Consider the following 22,332-nt stretch of genomic DNA (forward strand, 5'->3'; position numbering starts at 1 on the left):
GGAGGTCTCTCCCGCTCGCGCCGTCCGGCGGCGAGCCGACGGCGCCGGGAGGACGACTCTGTCCTCCGTGATGACGACACCGCCGCGACAGGGATACTCCCCTCACGTGACAAGCAAGGGTACCGGTGGATCACCACGCACGGTGCACACCGGACCACGAGCAAGGATGCCATCAAACCCCCCTTGACATAAGTTGCGGCGAAGGTGTTGTTCATCGCACCCCGAGGACATCCTCCCCGATCCGCCAGGTCACGGGATCCGGACGCCCCCGGATCGGTGGCCAAGGGCCCGAACCGGACTCGCTCCCCGTGCGCCCCGGCCCACCACCGCGGTACCTTCCCTGTTCACCGCCGCAGTACCGACTTGTACACCCCTGTTGTCGCCTCCACCGCGTCGTCCTCGGTCGGCAGCGCCTTGGCCGCCTCGCGCGAGCGAGCCCGCATCTCCTCGGCCAGCCCCGGGTCGTCCAGTACCCGCCCCACCGCGGCGGCGAACGCCTCCGGGTCCCCCGGCGGCACCATCAGGACCGTCCCCGTGTACAGGTCCGGGATGCCGCCCACCCGGGTGGAGACCACCGGCAGCCCCGCGCGCAGCGCCTCCATGATCACCAGGGACGGCCCCTCCCACTGGCTGGTCAGGCAGAAGACGTCCGCGGCCGCCAGCAGGTCGGCCACGTCCGAGCGGTATCCCAGCATCCGCACGTCGGCGCGCATCTCCGCGGCCGTGTCGTGCAGGCGCCCCCACAGGGGCCCGTCCCCGGCGATGGCCACCACCGGTTCGGGACTGCGGTCGGCGATGGCGGGCGCCGCCTCCAACAGCATGTCCAGCCCCTTCTGCTCGGCCAGGCGGGCGATGGTCAGCAGCAGGGGCCGGTCGGACCGTACCGCCAGGTCGGCCCGGGTGGTCTCGCGCCCGTTCAGCGGGACACCGGTCTCGGGCGCGGCCACCACCGCCGGCCGGGCGTCCCGGGCCCCCGCCGCGCGCAGCCGCCGCACCAGGTCGCCGGACACGCCCAGCACCGCGTCCGCGCGGCGGGCCACGATCCTCTCCAGCACCGGGTAGGCCGCCGAGAGGGGGCCCCGGACCACCGGCGGCGCGTTGTGCGCGGTCACCACCAGCGGTGCGGCGCCCGCCAGCGCGCACATCGCACCGGCCCGCAGCCCGTGGGCGTGGACCACGTCCGCGCCCCGGGTCAGGGCACGCAGCCGCAGCACGGCGCCGGGGTCGTTCACGGAAGGGGCGGCACCGATCGGAACCGGAGAGAACCGCAGCCCCGCCGAGGTGAAGCCGAACTCGCGCTCGGCCGAGGCCGGGCCGAGCACCGCCACCCGGTGGCCGCGTGCGCGCAGGCCCGCGCCCAGCGAGCGCACGTGGCGCCCCACCCCTCCACTGCTGGTCCCCACGACCAGGGCGATCCTGCTGTTCACCGCTTCCCCCTCCTGTGTCCGAGTACGGTTCCGACCCGGCCGGCGAGTGCCCGCACCGCTGATCGGTCCACCACCGCCGCGACGGCCGCGTAGGCCGCCATCCCCGCGGCGCCGGCCACCACGGCGACCGCCGCCGTCTGCCACACACCCCCCATCGGCAGGACCGCGACCACCGAGCGGCCCGCGATCCACCCGACCACACCGCCGAGCACCGCCGCCACCACCGAGCGCGCGACCCCGTCCAACGCGTCGCGCCCGTGGGTACGCACCACCCCGGCGCACAGCAGCGCGGCGGCCAGGGTCAGGCCGACCGTGCCGGCCGCACCCAGCCCCGCGATGGTCCACCCCGCGGGCAGCGCCCACACCAGGGACACCGCGCACGCCGTCACCACCAGCCATCCCGCCACCTGGGCGATGGCGGCCCGGCGCCCGTGGTGCGAGGCGTACAGGGTCCGGCTGAGCAGGGCGACCAGGCCGAACCCGACCACTCCCGGCGCGTAGGCGAGCAGGGCACGCTCCAGCGGCAGCGGGTCCTGCTGGGCGAAGACCAGGGCCACCGGCCCCGCGGCGGCGGCCAGGGCGGTGCCCACGGCGGCGGTGGCCACCACACAGGCACGGGCGCTGCCCGAGGTCAGGGAGGCGAACCCCCGCCGGTCGTGCTCGGCGTACGCCACCGCCAGGGCCGTGAACGCGCTGGTGGCGATGGGGACGGCGATCACCCCGTAGGGCAGGGTGAACAGGGCCCAGGCATAGGTGTAGAGCACGGCCGCGCCCGCGCCGCCGCCCCAGTTGGCCAGGGCCACCGACAGGAGCAGGCACACCTGCATGGCCACCAGCGGCAGCAGGGAGGCCGCCGCCAGCGAACGCACCCGCTCCCCCACCCCGGCGGGGAAGGTCAGGCGGGGCCGGGGCCGCACGCGCAGCCGCCCGGCGGGCCCCAGGACCGTGAGGAAGAGCGCGGCCACCCCCGCGGTGGTGCCCAGGGACAGGGTGAGTTCGGCCGTCGGCGGCAGTCCCGCGACGTCCTGGCGGTGGTCGGCGCCCAGCGGCACGAAGGCCAGGTAGGCGGCGATGACCACGAGGCTGGACACCAGCGGGGCCAGGGCCGGCGCCAGGAAGCGGCGGTGGGCCTGCAGGACGCCGTAGAGCACGGAGGCCAGGCCGTAGAGGACGATCTGGGGGGCGAAGACCACGAGCATGCGGGCGGAGAGCGCGAGCAGCTCCCCCCGGTCGCAACCGGTCCCCGCCCCGAGCATCAGCGACATCGCCGGAACGGAGGCCAGGGCGAGCAGCGCGGACAGGGGCACCGCCAGCAGCACCGTCCAGGTGATGAGGGCCGAGGCGGTGCGGCGCACCTGCTCGCGGTCGCCGCGCTGGGCGGCGGCGGCCAGGACGGGGACGACCACGGCGGTGAGCGCCCCGCCGATGACGATCTCGAACAGGACGGCGGGCAGCTGGTTGGCGGTGACGTAGGCGGTGCCCAGGCAGGTGTCGCCGACGGTCTGGGAGAACACCACGGTGCGTCCGAACCCCGCCAGGCGGGCCCCCACGGTCACCACCGCGATGAGCGCCGCCGCCGTGCCCACCCCGCGCGTCACCCCGTGAATGGTACGGGACACCGTGACCGTCTCACTCGCGCCTGCCCCACCGGTCGAGGCGGCGCAGGACCGGAACCCGGTCGATGACGCGGGAGAAGCTGACGCGCTCGCTGGCCAGGGTCAGGGCGACCACCCCGCCGAGCAGTGCGGCGCGCAGCGGCCGCGGCGCCCTCGCCGCCGCGGCGGCGCCCAGGGCGGCTCCGAGGGCGTTGGCCCCCGCGTCGCCGAGCATGCAGCGCTCCGCGAGCTCGTCGGGCAGCAGCACCGCGGAGGCGCCCACGACGGGGCCGAGCAGCGGCGCGGCCGGGGAGGCCAGGGCGGGGGCCGCGGCGAGCAGGGCGACCTTGGCGGCGCGGCCGGGGCGCAGGTCGAACAGGTTGAGCAGGTTGGCGCTGGCGGCGATGAGCGCACCGTCCAGGAGGGTGTCCGGCGGGGAGCGGCGCAGCAGGCCGGCCGCGGCGATCCCCGTGGCGCCGATGCCCGCCACCTTGACCATGCCGGTGGTGACCCGCCCCCGCGCGAGCGCGCCCAGGTGTCCGCGCAGTCCGCGTGCCCGCGCCGAGCCCGCCAGGTCGTCGTAGACGCCGAAGGCGGCGGCGCCCGCCGCGGCCAGCGCGGAGGCGGCGCGCACGCGCGGGTCCGGACCGGGGACGAGGGCGGTGGCCGCGCACACCCCGCAGGCCAGGGCCGTGCCCTGGTGGAGGGTGACGGTGCGGCCGCGGAAGTTGGTGCGCTGCCAGCGGCCGGGGGGCACGGGCCGGGAGTCGTCCGGGGCGGGGCGGGGTGCGGGGCGCCCTCCGCCACCGCCCGGCACGGCGGGGCGGCGGGTGAGCAGGGAGTAGGCGGCGGAGGCCGCGGCCGCGCCGGCCAGGGCGCCGGTCAGCCCCTGGAACAGGAGCGGCGCGGGAGAGGGGGCCAGGCGGGGGACGGATGTCGTCACAGGTATCACTTCCCGTCACGGGTGGTGCGGCGGGCCTCGCCGGCACCGCCCCCACCCTCCCCGTCGGAGGACCTCTCGTCGGAGGGCTCCTCCTCGGAGGACTTCTCTTCGGAGGACTCGATCCGCTCGGGCAGCGGGTCGGGCAGGAAGCCGCGGACCCCCTCACCGATGCCGTAGGCTCCCCCGTCCTGCTCCAGGTTCTCGGCCAGGGCCAGGATCGTGATGACCTCGCCCATGGGGCGTCCGGCCACGTCCACCGTGGCGAACGCCGAGTCCTGGGCGCGCGCCTGCGCGAGCATCCCGTCGCCCCGCGCGGAGGGGCCGTCACCGGCCACGGCGACGGCGCCGATCTCCTCGTGCAGTGCGGCGGTGACGGTGCCCAGCACGGCGTTGGCCGTCTCCGGGTCGTCGCCACCGGGCGAGGTGCCGGCCGCGGGGGCGATGACGAGCACGGCGTCGGCCGCTCCGGCGGGGTCGTCCTCGACCGTGATCAGACCGCCCTCGGAGAAGGCCTCCAGGACGGCCTCGGGGTCGTAGCCGCCCTCCCCGTCGCCGCTCCCGCCGTCCTTCTCCCCGTCCGAGGCGGTATCCGAGGCGACCTCGGAGGCCCCGTCGGACCCGGCGTCCCCACCGGAGCCCTCCGAGCCCTCCGTGTCCCCGCCGGGACCGTCCGCGGCACCGGCGTCCCCGTCCCCGGTGCCGGCGTCCCCGTCCTCCTCGTTGACGGCCAGCGCGCGGCCGAGCTCGGCGCCCGCCTTCTCGTAGGGGCTGCCGGTGAGGTCCTCGGGCTCGTGGGCGATCTGCAGGGTCAGCTCGTCGACGAACGTGGCCTTGCCTCCCTCCAGGAACGACCCCGCGATCTGGATCCGGCCGACGACCTCCCCGCCCGCCTCCTCCACGCGATCGGCCAGGGCGTCGGCCATCTTCTGGTCGGCGCCGGGCGCGGCCACCACGACCACGCCCAGGTCGGTGAGCAGGCCGTCGAGCATGTCCTCCGAGACCGCCTCGGCCATCTCGTCGGCGCCGGCGTTGACCTTGTCGGCGACGTCGCGCTCGGTGCGCAGGTCCTCGGTCTGCCCGCGCAGGTCGGCGGTCTCGGACTGCAGGGTGTTGAGCAGCGGGTCCTGGAGCATGGTGGTGCCCAGGACGAGCCCGACGGTGAGCGCGAGGAACACCGCGATGATGGACACCAGGTGATAGCGGAAATCGATCACGACAACAGCCCCGTCAGCCAGTAGGAGAACGCGTCCCAGCGCGCCGCGAGAAAGGTGAGGTAGACCTGGCCCGCCGGCGAGCTGTAGGCGGCGACCACGATGGTGAGCAGGCACGCGGCGACCAGACCGAGCAGCGCCCAGGGGGAGATGCGCGCGCGGTACAGGCGGCTGACGCCCTTGGCGTCGACGAGCTTGCCCCCCACCCGCAGGCGGGTCAGGAAGGTGCTGGCCATCCCCGAGCGGCCCTTGTCGAGGAACTCCTCCAGGGTGGCGTGGGTGCCCACCGCCACGATGAGCGCGGCACCCGAGCCGTCGGCGAGCATCATCGCCACGTCCTCGCTGGTGCCGGTCGCGGGGAAGACGACCGCGTTGTACCCCAGGTCGGTGAGTCTGGGCAGGCCCGGCGCCCGGCCGTCCCGGTAGGCGTGCACGACCAGTTCGGCCCCGCTGGCGAGCGCGCGGTCGGACACCGAGTCGAAGTCGCCGACGATGATGTCGGGCCGGTACCCGGCCTCCATGACCGCGTCCGCCCCGCCGTCCACCGCGATGATGATCGGGCGGAACTCGCGGATGTAGGGCCGCAGGGCCGCGATGTCCTCCCGGTAGTGGTAGCCGCGGACCACGATGAGGACGTGGCGGCCCTCCATGTCGGTCTCGATGGAGGGGATCCCGATGCCGTCCAGGAGCAGGTCCCGCTCGTGCTGGAGGTAGGCCATGGTGTTGGCCGCGAAGGCCTCCAGCTGGATGGCGAGCCCGGCACGGGCCTCGGCCATCGCGGCGCCGACGGTCACGGCGTCCTGGAGGGTGCCGCGGGCGACGACCTCGTCGCCGCGGTACAGGGTGGCGCCCTCCAGGCGGAGCCGTTCGCCGTCGCGGACCCGGGTGAACACCTCCGGGTCGACGTCGTCGACCAGGGGGATGCCCGCCTCGACGATCATCTCCGGCCCCTGGTTGGGATAGCGGCCGCTGATGCTCGTGGCGACGTTGACCACCGCGGACACGCCGCAGCCCACCAGGGCCTCGGCGCTGACGCGGTCCAGGTCGACGTGGTCGATGACCGCGATGTCGCCCGGTCGCAGGCGTTTGGTCAGGTTCTTGGTGCGCCGGTCCGAGCGGACGGGCGCGACCAGCCCTGAGGGAGCGTCCGCACGGGTGCGGCGGAACCGCATGACTGTGGCGCTGAGCGCATCCGATACCTTCATCGCTGGCATACTGTCAGAACTCTACTACGGAGAGTCATAACAGCTGGGAGATCGGCGTGTTCAGGGGCGGGGCCGTCGTCCCCGCCCCCATGGGAAGCGCCGACGACGGTCCTGCTCCGGGCCCTACCCGAAAACGGCCCCGTGTCACACACCGGTAACGGCCGACAGCGGAAAACCCGGGTCAGGCGGCCGGGTAGGCGCGCTCCGGGTCGGCGTTGGTGAGCAGTTCCTCGGCGTGGGCGCGGCCCAGCTCGGAGTCCTCCAGGCCCGCCAGCATCCTCGACAGTTCGCGGACCCGGCCTCCGCGGTCCAGCCGGACCACACCGCTCTCGGTGACCAGGCCCTCGGTGGACTTCTCCACCACCAGGTGGGCGTCGGCGAAGGCGGCGACCTGCGGCAGGTGGGTGACCACGATGACCTGGGCGCGCTGGGCCAGGCGGGCCAGGCGCCTGCCGATCTCCACCGCGGCCTTGCCGCCCACACCCGCGTCGACCTCGTCGAAGACGAAGGTGGGCACCGGGTCGGCGCCGGCGAAGACCACCTCGATGGCCAGCATCACGCGTGAGAGCTCACCGCCGGAGGCGCCCTTGTGCAGGGCCAGCGGCGGGGAGCTGGGGTGCGGGGCCAGCAGCAGCTCGACCTCGTCGCGGCCGTACTGGCCGAACTCCTCACCCGTGGTGATCCGCACGCTCACGCGGGCGTGCGGCATGGCCAGCGCGGTCAGCTCCTCGGTGACCGCGCCGCCGAAGCGCTCGGCGGCCTCGGTCCGGATGCGGGTCAGCTCGGTGGCGGTCTGGTCCATGCGCTCGCGCAGCTCGTCGACCTCGGCGCGCAGCTCGTCGATGCGCTCGTCGTCGCCCTCCAGGTCGGTCAGCCGCTTGGCCGCGTTCTCGGCCCAGGCCAGCACCTCGTCCGTGCTCCCGCCGTACTTGCGCGAGAGCGAGGTGAGCAGCGCGCGGCGCTCCTGGATCTCCGCCAGGCGGGCCGGGTCGGCGTCCACGGACTCGGCGTAGGAGGCCAGCTCGGTGGCGGCGTCGGCGAGGATGTAGGACGCCTCGTCCAGGCGGTCGCCGATCGAGGCCAGGTCGGCGTCGTGCTCGCGCACCGCCGTCACGGCCTGCCGGGCCGCCGAGAGCAGGGCGGCCACGTCGACCTCCACGTCCGAGGCCGGGTCCCCGGCCAGCGCCTCGTGCGCGGTGGTGGCCGCCACGCGCAGGCTGTCGGCGTGCGCCAGCCGCGTCTCCTCGGCCAGCAGCTCGGCGTCCTCGCCGGGCAGGGGCTCGGCGGCGGCGATCTCCTCCACCCCGAACCGGAGCATGTCGGCCTCCTGGGCGCGCTCGCGCGCCCGCTCCACCAGCTCCTCCAGCTCCGCCGACACCTCGCGGTGGCGCCGGTAGGCCACCGCGTACTGCTTGAGCGCCCTGGACAGCTCGTCCCCGGCGAAGCGGTCCAGGGAGGAGCGCTGCCGGTCGGTGCGCAGCAGGCGCTGCTGGTCGGACTGGCCGTGCACCGCCACCAGGTCGTCGGCCAGGTAGGCGAGCAGGCTCACCGGGGCGGAGCGGCCGCCCATGGTGGCGCGTGAGCGGCCCTCGGCCGAGACCGCGCGCGTGAGGATGAGGACGTCGTCGTCGATGTCGCCGCCGGCCTCCAGCACCCGGGCGGCCACACGGCCGCCGGGAGGCACGGTCAGCCTTCCCTCCACCACGGCCCGGTCGGCGCCCGGACGCACGCGCTGGGGATCGGCACGGCCGCCGAAGAGCAGTCCGAGCCCGGTGACGACCATGGTCTTTCCCGCGCCGGTCTCACCGGTGACGACGGTCAGACCCGGTGACAACTCCAAAACGGCGTCGTCAATGACCCCGAGTCCCTGGATGCGGACTTCTTCGAGCACCGATCCCTCTCCTGTAGTTGACGCCACTCCTCCACGCGCGTGGTCCACACGCGTGCACGACGTGCCAGGACACGCGGCCCTGGTCAGCGACCGTGCTCGCCCCGCCCCCGCCAGCCCGCGACCGGCAGCCCGAACTTGGCCACCAGCCGGTCGGTGAACGGCGCCCGGTGCAACCGGGCCAGCCGAACCGGCGTATCGGCACGGGTGATCTCGATTCGTGCCCCGGCGGGCAATTCGACCATACGCCGTCCGTCGCACCAGAGCACGCCCGGCGCCGTGTTCGGAACCACCTCCAGGGCCACCGTGGCGCGGGGACCCACCACCATGGGCCGGGCGAACAGGGCGTGCGCGCTGATCGGTACGACCAGCAGAGCCTCCACGTCCGGCCACACCACGGGTCCCCCCGCGGAGAAGGCGTGCGCCGTCGAGCCCGTGGGGGTGGCGCACACCACCCCGTCGCAGGCCCACCGCGACAGCGGACGGCCGTCGATCTCCAGGACGGTCTCCAGGATGCGGCGCGCCTCGCCCTTCTCCAGGGTCGCGTCGTTGAGCGCCCAGGTCCGCACGGGCGGGGCCGAGTCACCGCGGCCCCCGTTGAAGACCGCCACGTCCAGGGTCATGCGCTCCTCGACGTCGTAGTCGCGGTCGACGACGCTGCGCACGGTCTCGCCGAGGTCCTCGCGCTCGGCCTCGGCGAGGAAGCCGACGTGGCCCAGGTTCACCCCCAGCAGGGGCACCCCGGCCGGGCGCGCCGTCTCGGCGGCACGCAGCAGGGTGCCGTCGCCGCCGAGCACCATGACCAGTTCGGCGCCCTCGGCGGCCTCGCCCGGCGCGACGACCTCGATCGGTGAGAGCTCGCAGCCCTCAACCGCCAGTTCCTCGACCTCGTTCTTGAGCATGCGCACGGTCAGGCCGGCGCGGCTGAGGCTCTCGTGGACCAGCTGTGCGCTGCGTACCGCCGCGGGCCGACCGGTGTGGGCCAGCAGGAGAACACTGCGTCCGCTGGTCATCGCCGTCCCCTTACGTTCGCTCCCCGACGGGAAGTCTGAGTGCTGGCCGGAGGCGTTCGCCGATCCGGCCGGGTCACGTTACCGGACTCCTGAGACACGGTGCCACGATCGCTAACGCGGTCCCTCCTCCACGGCCCTGGCCAGCGCGGCCGGGTCCAGGGGAGCGGCTCCCGCGCGCATCCACAGGAAGTACTCGACGTTGCCGGAGGGGCCGGGCAGCGGGCTGGCGGCGACGCCGGCGGTGCCCAGGCCCAGGGTGAGGGCGTGGGCGGCGACCTCCGAGACCGCCTCGGCGCGCAGCCCGGGTTCGCGCACCACGCCCCCGGCACCGACCCGGTCCTTGCCCACCTCGAACTGGGGCTTGACCATGAGCACGAAGTCGGCCTCCGGGGCGACGCAGTCCCGGAGCGGCTCCAGCACCAGCCGCAGCGAGATGAACGACAGGTCGCCCACGACGAGGTCGGGACGGGGCTCGCCGATCTGCTCCGGGGTGAGTTCGCGGACGTTGACCCGCTCCATCACACGCACCCGGTCGTTGCTGCGCAGCGACCAGGCGAGCTGGCCGTAGCCGACGTCGACGGCGGTGACGTGGGCGACTCCGCGGCGCAGCAGCACGTCGGTGAACCCGCCGGTGGAGGCTCCGGCGTCCAGGGCTCGCCGGTCGGTGGCGTCGAGGGAGAAGGCGTCCAGGGCACCGACGAGCTTGTGGGCGCCCCTGGAGACGTAGGGCGGTTCGTCGGAGGGCGGGCGGACGACGATGGGCTGGTCCTGGCCGACCTGGGTCGCGGCCTTGGAGGCCACGAGCCCCGCGACCTTGACGAACCCGCCCTCGATGATCTCGGCGGCGTGTCCGCGGGAGCGTGCGTGCCCGCGGCGGACGAGTTCCGCGTCGAGCCGGGTGCGTTTTGCCATGGTCACCTAGGATACCGGGGTCATCGGGGGGTGTTCGCGTCCTGGTCGAGCGTCCCGAGCACCCCGGACAGCTCCTGGTGCAGGGTGTCGAAGACCGCCACGTGCTCGGCGGTGGGCGCCGAGTCCAGCGCCTCCAGCCTCTCCCTGGTGCCGCGCAGGGTCTGCTCGGCCAGTGCCTCGGCCTGTTCCTCGGGGTTCACGGCTCTCCCTGTGCTCGCGCTGCTCGGTCTCTGCTTCCCCTACTTCTTCGCGGTGCCGCCCCTGCCCTTGCTGGGGCGCTTGGCGGTGGCGCGTGTCCGGGCGGCCTTGGACGGGCTCTTGGCGGCGGCGCGGGGCCTGCTCTTGGCGGTCGTCTTCTTCTCGGCGGCCGCGGGCCCGTCGTCGGAGCCCGTACCGCCCTCCTGGGCGGGGGCGCCGTCGTCGGCACCGGAGTCCGCGGAGGTGTCCCGGTCGCCCCGGGCAGCGGAGTCCTCGACACCGGCCGCGTCCTGCGCGGACGCGGGCTCCTCGGGCCCGGCCCCGGCCCCGGCCGCCTCCGCGGCCCCGTCCGCCGGAGCCGGGCCGCCGGTCCGCTCGGAGCCGTCGGCCGGGGCGTCGGCGGAGGACGTCGTGGGGAGGGAGGCGGCCGTGGTGCGCACCGGCGAGGACGCCCCGGTGTCGGTGGCGACCAGGGCACGCTCCACCGCGTGCCGGGCGGCCAGGCGGCGTTCGAGCTCGGCGACCCGGCGCACCAGCCGCTCGTGTTCGGCGCGCGGGACGACGTCCATGCTCTCCAGCTGGCGCTCCACCTCGGAGCGGACCAGGTCGGTGATGGCCGCCCGGTTGGACTGGCTGGTCTCGATGAGCTCACCGGCCAGGGCCTGGATGCTCTGTCCCACCCGCGGCGGAAGGCTCTCGTTCCTCTCCGCGGCGGGCTTCTCCGCGGCGGGAGCGGTCGGACCGCCCGCCCTCAACAGCGTCTTGGCGGCGGCGACGGCCTGCTTGCGCGAGAGTTCGGTGAGGCCATTGGCGGCATCGAGGTAGGTGCGTACCGCGTCGACGACCATGATTCACGTACTCCTTGATGGGACCGCGGAAGGTGGAAGGGGGCGCGCAGGAGGAGGGGCCACTACGCGACGGGGGGTCGTGGCCAACGCTACCGGGCGGGAACGGCCTCTGACACGCGAACTCCGGAGGTCGCCCCATTCGTCCCGATGGGCACACCGGGATTCCGCTCCCCGACGGTTGGGGCATGATGTGCGCATGAGCAGCATCGACGCGTGCCTGGACGGTATCGAGAAACTGAACCGGCGCATCCTCGCCCAACCGGAGGAGGAGCGCCGCAAGCACATCCGCGAGCGCTCCCTCAGCGTGGTGGTCCCGGACCTGGAGGCCGTCTTCGACATGCGGCTCACCCCGGACGGCCTCGTCGACGTGACCCACCGCTCCGCGGACCGGTCCGCTCCCCGGCCGCAGGTACGGATCACCGTGGACAGCGACGACCTGGTGGCGCTGGCCGAGGACCGCATGGACGCCGCCAAGGCCCTGCTCGGCCGCCGTGTGAAGGTGGACGCCAGCGTCGGTGACCTACTGCGCATGCGGCGCCTGCTCTGACCCGGCCACCGCGTACCCGAACGCCGGCCCGCGACAGGTACCTTGCTGGGATGCCACGCCAACCTCTCGAACTGGCCCCCTTCCGCGGTCTGCGCTACGCGAGTCCGGACGTGGACCGGTTCATCGACGGAGAGTTCGACCTCGCACGCCTCCTGGCCCCGCCCTACGACATCCCCGGCGCCCAGGAGGCGCGCGAACTGCAGCGCTCCGACCCGCACAACGCGGCGAGGGTCACACTGCCCTTCGAACTGAGCAGGCAGCACCCCGGCGGCACCGTGCCACTCCGCTACCGGGCCGCCGCCGACCTGCTGCGCAGCTGGATCGGCGACGGCGTGCTCGCCCTGGACGGGGAGCCGGCCCTGTACGTGTACGAGCAGGTCACGGCGGACGGGCGGCGCCAGCGGGGCCTGGTGGGCAACCTGCGCCTGCCCGAGGAGGGCGTCGAACCCGCCGTGCGCCCGCACGAGGACGTGGCCGACCCGCCGGTGCGCGACCGGTTCAGCCTCATGGGTCTGGCACGGGCCAACCTCGAACCGATCTTCCTGGTCTACCGGGGCGGCGGCGGTGCCGCCTCCGCGGTGACCGAGGCGGTCTCGGGCACCCCCCTGGTGTCCGCGCGCACCCGCGACGGCGCCGAGCACCGGCTGTGGGCCGTCACCGACCCGGGCAGGCTGCGGCGGATCGCCGACGACCTCGCGGACCGGTCGGCCCTGATCGCCGACGGCCACCACCGCTACGCCGCCTACCGGCGCCTGCGCGAGCAGTACGACGGCCCCGGCTGGCGGTACGGGCTGGCCCTGCTGGTGGACAGCGACACCCACCCGCCCCGGCTGGGCGCCATCCACCGGGTGCTGCCCGGGCTGGACACGGCCGACGCGGTCGAGGCCGCCCGGACGGTGGCCGCGGTGGAGCGGGTCGCGGACCCCTCCGGGCGGATCCTGGCGGGCGTGGAGGCGCCCGCGCTGCTCCTGGTCTCGGCCCAGGGGGAGGCCCACCTGGTGCACGGCTTCGACGAGGGCGTGCTGGAACGGGCCATGCCCGACCACTCCCCCGTGTGGCGCCGCCTGTCGACGGCCGCCCTGCACGAGGTACTGATGCCGCTGTGGCGGGCGTCCGAGGAACGGGTGCGGATGGTGCACGACGACGCGGCCGAGGCGGCCGAGGCCGCCCGGGACGAGAAGGGCACCGCCGTCATCGTGCCCGCGCTGGGGGTGGAGCAGGTGTACGCGGTGGCCGACCGCGGGGAACTGACCCCGCGCAAGTCCACCTCGTTCGGCCCCAAACCGCGTACCGGACTGGTCATGCGCCTGGTGGACCCGGCGGAGTGACCGCCGGACGGGCCAGCCGTACCGCGCGCACCGCGTACACCGCGGCGACGGCGAGCGCGGCCGCCACCACCAGGGTGAGACCGGTCGGGATGACGTAGAAGGTCTGCCCCCACGTGATGTGGCGGCCCTGGGCCAGCAGCGCCAGGAGCCGGTTTGCGGACACGGCGGCGGCGATGACGGCGACTCCGGGCAGCAGGCGCACGGCGGTACGCCACCAGGGGCGTTCGCGGGCGGCCCGGGCCCAGTCCCCCGAACGCCGCACACCCCGGTGGGCGAGGTGGCCGGTCAGCCCGAGGAGGGCGACCAGGACCAGGTCGAGCGCCAACAGCAGCGGGCCGGCCGGGGCAGCGGGCTCCTTCCCGTCGGCGAGGGCCACCAGGCCGTACAGCAGCGCGGAGGCGTCGGCGCTGCCCAGCCCGGTGTTGGCCGCCACGGCGATCCCGTACCCGCTCTCGGTCAGCAGCGCCTGGTGGGCGGTGTAGGTGAACTGGACGCCCCCGTGCGCGACCATCGGCGTGCCCGCCGGGCTCGTCAGGGTGTTCCAGCCCAGTGCCGTGCTCCCGCCGGGCCCGTCCCCGCCGAGCGGCGTGTACGTGGCGGCGACGCCCTCCCCCGACAGCACGCGGGCGCCGTCGGCCCCCTCTCCCCCGTTGCTTTGCATGATGAGCCACCGGGCCATGTCGTCGGCGGTGGTGACCACGCCGCCCGCGCCGTTGAAGTAGCTCTCCGGCTCGGTGACGGCCACGGCCCGGCCCAGGACGGCGATGTGCCCCCGGGACACGCCCGCCGCGAAGACCTCGTCGGCGGTGTCGACGGTGGCGGTGTCGTCCATGCCCAGGGGCGTGAACGTGCGCCCGTCCAGGAACCTGCCGAAGGGCCGGCCGCTGACGACCTCCACCAGGCGGGCCGCCACGTGGTAGTTGGGGTTGTGGTAGTGCTCCTCGGTACCCGGCTCGGCGGCCAGCCCGACGTCGGCCAGCCGGGCGACCGCGCCCTCCAGGTCCTCGGGGACGGGAGCGGCCTTCTCCGGGAAGGCGGTGTCGGACATCCCGGAGGTGTGGGTGAGCAGCTGGCGGACGGTGATCTCCTCCGAGCGCGGGTCCGCGGTGGTGAACTCGGGCAGGTGGTCCACCACGGGGTCGTCGAGCGCGATCTCCCCGTCCTCCACGAGCTGCATGACCGCGAGCGCGGTGAAGGCCTTGCTGACCGAGGCCACGCCCATGGGGGTGTGGGCGGTCATCGGCTCGCCCCGGAGTCGGTGCCGTAGCCCGCCGTGTGCACCACCTCCGTGCCGCGGGTGACGGCGACGGTGGCTCCGGGAAGGGGTGAGCCGTCCAGGTGGTCGTGGACGTAGGCGTCCACCACCCCGGGGGTCAGCGGTCCGGGGTCCGTCGAGGAGGCCTCGGCCGGGGCCGGAGTGGTGCTGAGAAGCACGGAGGCGACGGCCAGACCGGCCGCCGCGGCTGTGGTCGGGAACATGGCACCCATCGTGTTCCGCGGAGCACGTGCGCCACCACGGTGCCTGCCGCAGGAGGACCCTGCGGTTCTCCGCACCCCGGCCCTGCCGCCGACCCGCCGGTGCGCACCGGGCGGCGAACGGATGTCGGCTGGTGCGGTGCCGGTACCTCCGGTACGCATGGTGGTCCGGTCCGTTCCCCTCCACCCGAGGAGCCCGCCGCGTGCACACCGACGCGAAGAACCCCGAAGGCCCGCAGACCCGGGCGTCCCTGGCCCGCGACCTGGCCGCGCTGGGGGTCGTACCCGGCGACACCCTTCTCGTGCACTCCTCGCTCAGCTCGCTGGGCTGGGTGTGCGGCGGAGAGCAGGCGGTCGTCCAAGCCCTGCTGGACGCCGTCGGCCCCGAGGGGACGCTCGTCGTGCCCACCCAGACCATGGACAACAGCGACCCCGGGCAGTGGCGCGATCCCGCGGTCCCCCGGGAGTGGTGGCCGGTCATCCGCGCGGAGGCGCCCGGATTCGATCCGCGTCTGACACCGAGCAGGCACATGGGCCGCGTCCCGGAGATGGTGCGCACCTGGCCGGGCGCGGTCCGCAGCGCGCACCCGCAGACCTCCTTCGCGGCCCTCGGCCCCCGCGCCCGCGCCCTCATGGACCGCCACCCGGTCGGCTGCCGGTTGGGCGAGGACTCCCCGCTCGCCGCCCTGGAGGGAGTCCGGGCCCGGGTCCTGCTGCTGGGGGCGGGGTTCGACTCCTGCACCGCGTTCCATCTGGCCGAGTACCGGGTCCCCCGCCCGCGCCTGGAGGAGTGCGGATGCGCGCTCTCCACCCCTGACGGCGGACGGGAGTGGATCACCTTCACCGACGTGCTCCTCGACGAGAGGGACTTCGAGCGGCTGGGCGCCGACTTCGAGGACACCGGAGCGGTGGAGAGGGGCCCCGTGGGCGGGGCCGCGGCGCGGCTGTTCCCCCTCCCCCACGCGGTGGCGTTCGCGACCCGCTGGATGACCGTCAACCGGGACGGCTGACCCGGGTACGGGCGCCCCGAGCGGACAACCCCCCTCCGGCGGCCGCCCGACGGCCCCGCCGCCGGGCACCGGCCTCCGAAAGCGCTCCCATACCGCCCGCGGACCCGATGGTGCGCCACGGTGCACATACCGGCCGCAGGCGCGCGGTCACGCCCGGCCGGGCTCTGGCCATAGCCTGGGAGACGTCCACTCCCACCGCACGGAACGGGTTCTCCGACATGTCCCTGCTCGCCGCAGACCGTCCCCTGAACGAGATCCACGACGCGATGCTCCTGGACCTGGACGGGGTCGTCTACATCGGCCACCGGGCCGTTCCCGCGGCACCTGAGGCGGTGGGCAAGGCGCGGGCCGCCGGAGCGCGGGTGGCGTTCGTGACCAACAACGCCGGGCGCACCCCGGCACGGATCGCCGAGCACCTCACCGAGCTGGGCGTGGCCGCCGCCCCCGAGGACGTGGTGACCTCGGCCGAGGCCGCCGCCCGCCTGGTGGCCGAGCACTGCCCGGCGGGCTCGGAGGTGCTGGTGGTGGGCGACACCGCCCTGCGCCAGGCCGTGCGCAGGATGGGGCTGCGGCCCGCCTCGGTCGACACCGGCGCGGCGGTGGCCGTGGTCCAGGGATACTCCCGGAACATGACCCGCGACCTGCTCGACCAGGGCACTCTCGCGGTCCGGCGCGGCGCGTTCTACGTGGCCAGCAACGGCGACGCCACCGCGCCCGGCGAGTGGGGCATCACCCCGGGCAACGGGTCCTTCGTCCGGGTCATCGCCAACGCCACCGGCGTCGAGCCCGTCATCGCCGGCAAGCCCATGCGCCCGCTGCACGAGGAGGGCATCCTGCGCACCGGCGCACGGAACCCGCTGATCGTGGGCGACCGGCTGGACACCGACATCGAGGGCGCGACCACGCACGGCGCGGCCGGACTGCTGGTGCTGTCCGGGGTGGCCACCCCGCTGGACGTGCTCGCCGCACCGGAACACCAGCGCCCCCGCTACCTGGCGTGGGACCTGTCCGGGATGAACCACACGCATCCGGCGGTGGTCCGGGAGGGCGACCGGACCCGCTGCCAGGGATGGACGGTGACCGTCACCGACGGAGCACCCCTGCTGGAGGGGGCGGGCGACCGGCTGGACGGACTGCGCGCCCTGTGCGCGGCGGTGTGGGCGGAGGGGTCGGTGGACCCCTCCGGCCCGACCGCACGGGAGGCCCTGTCCCGCCTGGGCTGGTGAGCCCACGCGCCGGGGCCTCAGCACCGCTCCTCCCCGTGGCCCCCGGCCACCCGTACCAGCGTCGCGGTCCGCGCCTCCACCTCGCAGACGCTGCGCACGCCCTCGTGGGCGCGCCAGGTGCGCCGGCGCAGCTCCCCGGTCATCCGGACCACGTCGCCCAGCCGCCAGGCCCCGACCTGCTCGTGCAGGGCGTGGTCGAAGCTCGTGCAGGTGATCGAGTCGACCCGGCGTCCGCCGTAGCGGCTGTCGGGGGGCCGGGCCACGCAGATGCGCCAGGTGGCCAGCCGGTCTCCGCTGGGGAGTTCCCGGATGAGGGGTCGGGCGGTGATCCGCCCGGCCACGAGGATCTCGTTGCGGTGGTCCGGATCCCGCTGGTCCCGGGGGCCGGGCACCGCGTCGGACACAGCGGCCTCCGGAGGGGGCGCCGGCGGGCACAGCCCCTCTGACGGGGGCCGGGAACGCGCGGTGGCCGGGATCGGGGCGGCCGCGGACTCCTGCTGCATGTGTACGTCCTCCCTGGGCTGAGGGGCGAGGGAACGGGCACGACGCTGCGAAGGGGCGCGGAGCCGACGGGAAGGGGCCGTCCGCGTGCGGTGGGGGCGTTGTGCTCCTTCTCAGGATCCCGCCGTAGGGGACGTGGGGAAAGACCCTTCCGGAGGCTGTGGACGGCCGTCCCGGCGCCCTCCGGAAAACTAGGCCGCCCCCGCTCCGGCCTGTCATGACACCCTTGTCCTAGAGTCGGACTCTCTTCCGGTTCGGCCCTTCCCGAGCCGCACGACGACCGAGGAACAGGAGTGCTTGCAGTGCACGACGACGTGGACGTGAGCGGTCTGCCCGAGGGGATCACCCCGCTGGGCGACGACATCTTCGCCATCGACACGATGCTCGCCGGATATCCGGGGATCGTGTCGAGCTACCTCATCCGCTCCGAGCGGCCCTGCATCGTCGAGGTCGGCACCGCCGGTTCCGCGCGGGTCCTGCACGAGGCCGTCACCCGGCTGGGACTGGCGCCCGAGGACCTGGCCACCATCGTCGTCACACACATCCACCTGGACCACGCGGGCGGCACGGGCGACATGGCCGCCCTCTTCCCCAACGCGGAGATCGTCGTGCACGAGCGCGGCGCCCGCCACCTGGCCGACCCGAGCCGGTTGATGCGCAGCGCCGCCATGGTGTGGGGCGACCGGCTGGACACCCTGTTCGGGCGGATGAACCCGACCGAGGGAACGCGCATCCGAGCGGTGGCCGAGACCGGGGAGATCGACCTGGGCGGCGGGCGCAGGCTGGTGACGCACCACGCGCCCGGCCACGCCAAGCACCACATGGGCCTGGTCGACACCCTCACCGGCGACCTGTACGTCGGCGACGCCCTGGGCGTGTACAAGCCGCTCACCGGGGACCTCAGTCCGGCCACGCCGCCGCCGGACTTCGACATGGAGGCCTGCCTGCGCACCCTGCGGCTGTTCGAGGACATCGGTGCCCGGCGACTCATGTTCTCCCACTTCGGCGCGGTCACGTCGGTCTCCGAGACCATCGACCGGGCCGAGGCCGAACTACGGCTGTGGGTGGAGACGGTGCGCGAGTCCCACGGCGACACCGGAGACCTGGACCACGCGATCGCCATGGTCCGGGACAAGGTGGTCTCGCGGTACAAGCCGCTGCCGCCGGAGGTGTCCCCCGGAAGCGCCGAGATCCTGGACACCCTCAGCGGTGCGGAGACCAACGTGTCCGGCATCGTGCACTGGCTGGACAGGCTCGCCGAGGAGCAGGCCGAGGCGCGGCGCAAGGCGGAGGAGGAGCGCGCCTAAGCGCCCGTCCCCTCCGGGAAAACCGGGTGCGGTCGTCCGGTCGCCGGTCTAGCCTCGCCCCATGACGACTGAGATCCGCTCCATGGAGCGGGCCGACATCCCCCGGGTCCTCCCCCTCCTCCGCGCCGTCCACCCCTGCCGTGTGCTGACCGAGGAGGCGGTGCGCTGGCGGATGGACCACCCCTCTCCCGGAGTTCGCGAGACCGTCCTGCTCGCCGTGGAGGGCGAGGAGGTGGTGGGGTTCCTGCGCTCCGTGCTGCGGTCGGGCGGGGAGGGGCCCCGCAGCGGCCGGTCCCTCCTCGCCTCGGTCGCCGCCTCCCACCGGGACACGGACGTGGGCGCCCGCCTGATGGGGGCCTCGGAGCGCCACCTCGTCGGGGGCGGGGCCGAGGTCCTGCGGACCGAGGTCGCCGAGGAGAGCCTCCAGGTCGGCGGGGAGGCCCTCCGCCGGACGGTACTGGACCTCGGGTACGCGCCGGAGGAGACCCACCACATCCTGGGCCTGGACCTGTCCGCGCTCCCCGGCCTCCCGGAAGCTCCGGAGGGGGTCGAACTGCGGCCCTTCAGCGACTACGCCGACGATCCGCGGGAGGTCTACGAGATCGACAGGCTCACCAGCCTGGACGAGCCGGGCCCGGACCACTGGTTCCCGCCCTACGAGGACTGGCGCCAGGACACGTGGGAGCACCCCCTCTCCGCACCGGACCTGTCCCTGCTGGCGCTGGTCGAGGGCGTACCGGCCGCCATCACCTGCTACTTCTGCGATCGGGAGGCCCGGGTGGAGTCGTCCATGACCGGAACCCTGCGAGAGTTCCGGGGGCGCGGCCTGGCCGGGTACGCCAAGGCCGCGGCGCTGCACCGGGCCCGGGAACGGGGCGTGCGGCACGCCTACACCGGCAACCACGAGGACAACGCGCCGATGCTGGCCGTCAACGAACGGCTCGGCTACGCCCCGGTCGGTTCCGAGACCGTCTACGTCAAGCGGCTCAGGGCCTAGCGGGCGGCGCCCCGGGCAGCCCCAGCGCCCGGAGCAGGTGGGCGTAGAGGCCGTCCGCCCAGGAGAGCTCCTCGTCGGAGGGCAGGGCGTCGAAGGCCCGCACCTCCGCGGTCTCGAACTCCCCGGTGAGCGGGGCCAGGGCGGTCACACGCGCGTGGGTGACCACCGTGACGTGTCCGCCGGACAGGACGTAGTAGCCGACGGTCCTGATCTCGCCGAGGGTCGCGCCGGCCTCCTCACGGGCCTCGCGGCGCGCGGTCTCCTGGACGGTCTCCCCCGGTTCGGCGTGCCCGCCTGGGAACTCCCAGGCACGGCGCCGGTTGCGCACGAGCAGGGGGCGGTCGCCGGTGTAGGTCAGGCACACCACCGAGTCGTGGACACGGGGAAGAGCCCCCAGGTGCACGACGGCACCGCCGAGCGGCGCTCGGCCACCCGGCGGTACGGCGTCGTGGAAGGAGCTCAGTCCCGGTTCCTGTCCTGGTAGCCGCGACCGCGCTCACCGTGGTCGCGTTCACGGCCGCGGTCCTCGTGGCCACCGTCACGGTCGCGGTACTCCTGGCCGCGTCCGCCGTGGTTGCGCTCCCGGCCGCGGTCCTGCTCATCCGCGTCGCGGCCCCCGCGCGGGGACGGCGCCTCCTCCGGAAGCTCCTGCTCCTCGGCGTCGGTCCAGACGATGCCGTCCTCGGCGTCGTAGTCGACCAGCTCCAGGCCCTCCAGCGCGGCCAGGCGCTCGTCCGCGTCGGTGACACCGTCGCTGTCCACGGCCGAGGCGCGGGAGAAGTACTCGCGCGCGTCGTCCTCGCGGCCCAGCTCCTCCAGGACGTCGGCGTAGGCGTAGAAGAGGCGGGCGACCCACGGACGGGCGCGCCGCTCCTTGAGCTCGGGCACCTGGAGCTCGGCCAGGGCCGCCTTGGTGTCGCCCATGTCACGACGGGCGCCGGAGGCGACGATACGCAGCTCGATGCGGTCGGCGGCGTCCAGGTCCTTGGCCGCCGGGTCGTTGGCGATCTCCAGCGCCCGCTCGGGGCGGCCCAGGCCACGCTCGCAGTCGGCCATGATCGCGAGGAAGTTGTCGCGGCCGCTCATCCGGCGCGCGGCACGCAGGTCGGACAGGGCCTCCTGCCACTTGCCCACGGTGTAGGCGGCGACGCCGGAGGCCTCCCGCACGCCGGGAACGCGCGACGCCTTGCGGCGGGCATAGGAGGCGTGGGCGTAGGCCCGCTCGGGGTCCTCGTCCAGGAGCATGCCGGCGGCGACGATGTGCTTGCCGATCAGCTCGGCCAGCGACTTGGGCAGCGAGTGGAGGTCGCGCTTGGTCTCCGAGTCCAACTGGGCGTAGCCGGCCTCCTCTGGAAGCTGGGGCGCGATGTCCGCCGGGTCGCGCTCCTCACGCGGACCGCGCCGGTCGTCCCGGCGGTCCCCTCCGCGGAAGCCGCCACCACGGCGGTCGTCCCGGCGGTCCCCGCCACGAAAGCCGCCGCCACGACGGTCATCGCGGCCCCGGGGACCTCCACCGGAGCGGTCGTCCCGCCCGCGGTAGCCGCCGCCACGGCGGTCATCGCGCCCGCGGAAACCACCCCGGTCACGTTCATCACGGCGGTCACGGTCGTCACGGCCCCGGAAACCACCCCGGTCACGGTCATCACGGCGGTCACGGTCGTCACGGCCCCGGAAACCACCCCGATCGCGATCGTCACGGCGGTCACGGTCATCGCGGCCCCGGAAACCACCCCGGTCACGGTCATCACGGCGGTCACGGTCGTCACGACCCCGGAAACCACCCCGATCGCGATCATCGCGGCGGTCACGGTCATCGCGGCCCCGGAAACCACCCCGGTCACGGTCATCACGGCGGTCGCCGCGGCCCTGGTAGCCACCGCGATCACTGCGCCGGGCACCCCCGCCCCGGTCGTCGCGCCCTCTGTGGTCCCGGTTCCCCGAACCGCTGTAGCCGGACCGGGCACGGGGTCCGTCACCGCGGCCCCGACCACCAGGCCCACCGGAGCGGTAACCGCCACGCTCGTTGGCTCCGGAGTCCTCGCGGTCTCCCGATCGGCTGTCCTCAGTCATCCAACCCGTCCGTCAACACTCAAAAGCGCTGCCACCTTGACCAGTAGCAGCGCGTCATAGTACTTCGTACACTCCAGCTTACGACATGGCGTCGATGCTCACCGCCAAAGCACAGGTGCCCTACGCCCCACCCGCCCACATCAGTAAGCGGTACCCGCCCGAAGGGGTGTGGGTAGGGCCTTGGGAGATCCCTGGCCCCGCTCACCCCAAGGACCACTAAGAAGCCGCGCGTCCACTCCTGGGCCCCTCGACCACGCGCGGGAGAGCGCTCCCGGGAGCGTGCCTTCAGCCCTCCGCAGAGGGGGGTGCACGACTGCGGGCACACCGGTCACCGGCAAGTCACCGGCAAGCCCCCAGCGGTGACCGCACACCGCACGGGACACGCACGCCGGAGAACGGACCGGCCTCAAGCAACCAGGCACCAGTAGAGCGCAGGCTGGTGCGTAACCACGCACCCGTAGAGCGTCCAGCCGCGGGCCGCCCCCGGGAAGGGCACCCAGCAACAAACACCCGTTTTCACACACGCACAAGCGCAGACACAAAAAAGAGGGGGCCGCCCACAAGCGACCCCCCCTTCACGAAAAACCGTGGCAGCAACCTACTCTCCCACCCCACCACAGGGCAGTACCA

General features: G+C 74.3%; 22 protein-coding genes. 7 read left to right on the plus strand and 15 right to left on the minus strand.

What is annotated here, in order from left to right; genetic code table 11:
* Window positions 1–344: 344 nt before the first annotated feature.
* The 10 genes from A6A08_RS13890 to A6A08_RS13935 all read right to left on the minus strand — a co-directional run bounded on the left by A6A08_RS13890 (window position 345) and on the right by A6A08_RS13935 (window position 11,240).
* The gene (locus A6A08_RS13890; RefSeq protein ID WP_073703022.1) at window positions 345–1,427 is read right to left on the minus strand and encodes a glycosyltransferase family 4 protein; all 1,083 of its coding nucleotides are present in this window, start codon (window positions 1,425–1,427) and stop codon (window positions 345–347) included.
* Window positions 1,424–3,025: a murein biosynthesis integral membrane protein MurJ gene (murJ, locus tag A6A08_RS13895; RefSeq protein ID WP_242422563.1), complete on the minus strand. Its 1,602-nt coding sequence runs from the start codon at window positions 3,023–3,025 to the stop codon at window positions 1,424–1,426. The genes A6A08_RS13890 and murJ overlap by 4 nt, the downstream gene beginning before the upstream one ends.
* A 31-nt stretch (window positions 3,026–3,056) precedes the next feature.
* On the minus strand, window positions 3,057–3,965 hold the full coding sequence (locus A6A08_RS13900; protein ID WP_242422566.1) for a hypothetical protein: 909 nt from the start codon (window positions 3,963–3,965) through the stop codon (window positions 3,057–3,059).
* 5 nt (window positions 3,966–3,970) lie between these two features.
* Window positions 3,971–5,179, minus strand: a complete 1,209-nt coding sequence (locus A6A08_RS13905; protein WP_073703024.1) for a copper transporter — start codon at window positions 5,177–5,179, stop codon at window positions 3,971–3,973.
* Complete coding sequence (steA, locus tag A6A08_RS13910) at window positions 5,176–6,348, minus strand: putative cytokinetic ring protein SteA (RefSeq protein WP_073703025.1); 1,173 nt, start codon at window positions 6,346–6,348, stop codon at window positions 5,176–5,178. Before steA ends, A6A08_RS13905 begins: the two co-directional genes overlap by 4 nt.
* Window positions 6,349–6,562: 214 nt before the next feature.
* Window positions 6,563–8,272 carry a DNA repair protein RecN gene (recN, locus tag A6A08_RS13915; RefSeq protein WP_073703026.1) on the minus strand — a complete coding sequence of 570 codons (1,710 nt, stop codon included), beginning with the start codon at window positions 8,270–8,272 and terminating at the stop codon, window positions 6,563–6,565.
* An 83-nt stretch (window positions 8,273–8,355) separates the two neighbouring features.
* A complete protein-coding gene (locus A6A08_RS13920; RefSeq protein WP_073703027.1) occupies window positions 8,356–9,282 on the minus strand; it encodes an NAD kinase in 927 nt (308 codons plus the stop codon).
* 111 nt (window positions 9,283–9,393) lie between these two features.
* Window positions 9,394–10,194 carry a TlyA family RNA methyltransferase gene (locus A6A08_RS13925; protein ID WP_158069281.1) on the minus strand — a complete coding sequence of 267 codons (801 nt, stop codon included), beginning with the start codon at window positions 10,192–10,194 and terminating at the stop codon, window positions 9,394–9,396.
* A gap of 20 nt (window positions 10,195–10,214) precedes the next feature.
* Complete coding sequence (locus tag A6A08_RS13930) at window positions 10,215–10,394, minus strand: hypothetical protein (RefSeq protein WP_073703029.1); 180 nt, start codon at window positions 10,392–10,394, stop codon at window positions 10,215–10,217.
* A 39-nt stretch (window positions 10,395–10,433) separates the two neighbouring features.
* Window positions 10,434–11,240 carry a membrane fusogenic activity family protein gene (locus tag A6A08_RS13935; RefSeq protein ID WP_073703030.1) on the minus strand — a complete coding sequence of 269 codons (807 nt, stop codon included), beginning with the start codon at window positions 11,238–11,240 and terminating at the stop codon, window positions 10,434–10,436.
* Window positions 11,241–11,436: 196 nt separating this feature from the next.
* Here A6A08_RS13935 and A6A08_RS13940 point away from each other — a divergent pair, with 196 nt between their 5' ends.
* Entirely contained in the window at window positions 11,437–11,787 is a 351-nt protein-coding gene (locus A6A08_RS13940; RefSeq protein WP_073703031.1) for an SCP2 sterol-binding domain-containing protein, read from the plus strand.
* 50 nt (window positions 11,788–11,837) lie between these two features.
* A complete protein-coding gene (locus A6A08_RS13945; protein ID WP_073703032.1) occupies window positions 11,838–13,115 on the plus strand; it encodes a DUF1015 domain-containing protein in 1,278 nt (425 codons plus the stop codon).
* On the opposite strand, the gene A6A08_RS13950 is transcribed toward A6A08_RS13945, so the two are convergent.
* Both A6A08_RS13950 and A6A08_RS28820 read right to left on the minus strand, forming a co-directional pair.
* Window positions 13,087–14,355 (minus strand): serine hydrolase, encoded by a 1,269-nt coding sequence (locus tag A6A08_RS13950; protein WP_242422574.1) that lies wholly within the window; start codon window positions 14,353–14,355, stop codon window positions 13,087–13,089. The genes A6A08_RS13945 and A6A08_RS13950 overlap by 29 nt on opposite strands.
* The gene (locus tag A6A08_RS28820) at window positions 14,352–14,594 is read right to left on the minus strand and encodes a hypothetical protein (RefSeq protein ID WP_242422577.1); all 243 of its coding nucleotides are present in this window, start codon (window positions 14,592–14,594) and stop codon (window positions 14,352–14,354) included. The genes A6A08_RS13950 and A6A08_RS28820 overlap by 4 nt, the downstream gene beginning before the upstream one ends.
* Window positions 14,595–14,794: 200 nt before the next feature.
* Here A6A08_RS28820 and A6A08_RS13955 point away from each other — a divergent pair, with 200 nt between their 5' ends.
* Entirely contained in the window at window positions 14,795–15,601 is an 807-nt protein-coding gene (locus A6A08_RS13955; protein ID WP_073703033.1) for an aminoglycoside N(3)-acetyltransferase, read from the plus strand.
* Between the two features lie 218 nt (window positions 15,602–15,819).
* On the plus strand, window positions 15,820–16,827 hold the full coding sequence (locus A6A08_RS13960; RefSeq protein ID WP_073703034.1) for an HAD-IIA family hydrolase: 1,008 nt from the start codon (window positions 15,820–15,822) through the stop codon (window positions 16,825–16,827).
* Between the two features lie 17 nt (window positions 16,828–16,844).
* Here A6A08_RS13960 and A6A08_RS13965 read toward each other — a convergent pair whose 3' ends face one another.
* Entirely contained in the window at window positions 16,845–17,330 is a 486-nt protein-coding gene (locus A6A08_RS13965; RefSeq protein ID WP_143181761.1) for a single-stranded DNA-binding protein, read from the minus strand.
* 300 nt (window positions 17,331–17,630) lie between these two features.
* Between A6A08_RS13965 and A6A08_RS13970 the strand changes: the two genes are divergently transcribed.
* Together A6A08_RS13970 and A6A08_RS13975 are read left to right on the plus strand one after the other, a co-directional pair.
* A complete protein-coding gene (locus A6A08_RS13970; protein ID WP_199866930.1) occupies window positions 17,631–18,635 on the plus strand; it encodes an MBL fold metallo-hydrolase in 1,005 nt (334 codons plus the stop codon).
* A 61-nt stretch (window positions 18,636–18,696) separates the two neighbouring features.
* Window positions 18,697–19,632: a GNAT family N-acetyltransferase gene (locus tag A6A08_RS13975; RefSeq protein ID WP_073703037.1), complete on the plus strand. Its 936-nt coding sequence runs from the start codon at window positions 18,697–18,699 to the stop codon at window positions 19,630–19,632.
* Here A6A08_RS13975 and A6A08_RS13980 read toward each other — a convergent pair.
* Both A6A08_RS13980 and A6A08_RS13985 read right to left on the minus strand, forming a co-directional pair.
* Window positions 19,622–20,035 (minus strand): NUDIX domain-containing protein, encoded by a 414-nt coding sequence (locus A6A08_RS13980; RefSeq protein WP_073703038.1) that lies wholly within the window; start codon window positions 20,033–20,035, stop codon window positions 19,622–19,624. The two genes, A6A08_RS13975 and A6A08_RS13980, sit on opposite strands and share 11 nt — an antisense overlap.
* 56 nt (window positions 20,036–20,091) lie before the next feature.
* Window positions 20,092–20,961 (minus strand): hypothetical protein, encoded by an 870-nt coding sequence (locus tag A6A08_RS13985; protein ID WP_199866928.1) that lies wholly within the window; start codon window positions 20,959–20,961, stop codon window positions 20,092–20,094.
* Here A6A08_RS13985 and A6A08_RS27590 point away from each other — a divergent pair.
* On the plus strand, window positions 20,932–21,762 hold the full coding sequence (locus A6A08_RS27590; protein ID WP_143181762.1) for a hypothetical protein: 831 nt from the start codon (window positions 20,932–20,934) through the stop codon (window positions 21,760–21,762). The two genes, A6A08_RS13985 and A6A08_RS27590, sit on opposite strands and share 30 nt — an antisense overlap.
* Window positions 21,763–22,332 lie beyond the last annotated feature (570 nt).

The organism is Nocardiopsis sp. TSRI0078 (genome assembly GCF_001905145.1).
Classification (GTDB): Bacteria; Actinomycetota; Actinomycetes; order Streptosporangiales; family Streptosporangiaceae; genus Nocardiopsis.